1 protein-coding gene is annotated in these 461 nt (G+C 77.7%); it reads right to left on the reverse strand.

Annotation, left to right across the window (positions count from 1 at the left end; genetic code table 11):
• A partial coding sequence (locus GVL52_RS32025) for an AEC family transporter (protein WP_200847993.1) occupies nt 1-461 on the reverse strand: 461 nt, incomplete at both ends.

A 461-nucleotide genomic window follows, 5' to 3' on the forward strand; every position in this document is an offset into this window, starting at 1 on the left:
CAGGAACGCCAGCGCCGTGGACAGCAAAATGGTGCGCGCGATGCGCCCCGTGTGCGCGCCGAAGCGCTCCGCCAGCAGCGAGACGTTGCTCGCGGCCGGCAGCGCCGCCGCCAGCACCAGCGCGGTGTGCGCGGGTGCCGCCAGCGGCAGGCCCGCCGCGATCGCGCCATGGCCGGCCCCCCAAACGAGCAGCGGGTGCGCCACCAGCTTGGCGAGCGCCGCGCCCAGGCCGTCGCGCGGGCGCAGCGCCTCGTGCGGATGCGCCGACATGCCGGCCCGCGCCAGCACCGCGCCGATCGCGAAGAGCGCCACGGGCGCGGCAGCGTCGGCCAGCAGGCCGACGGTGCGGCCCAGCGGCCCGGGAAGGACGAAGTGCAGGCCCGACGCCAGCGCGCCCAGCGCGATCGACCAGGGCATGGGGTTGGAGGCCATGCCCTGGTCGATCGCGCTGGGCGCGCTGG

This window comes from Rhizobium sp. 18055, assembly GCF_902706285.1.
In the GTDB taxonomy this organism is placed as follows: domain Bacteria; phylum Pseudomonadota; class Alphaproteobacteria; order Rhizobiales; family Rhizobiaceae; genus Rhizobium.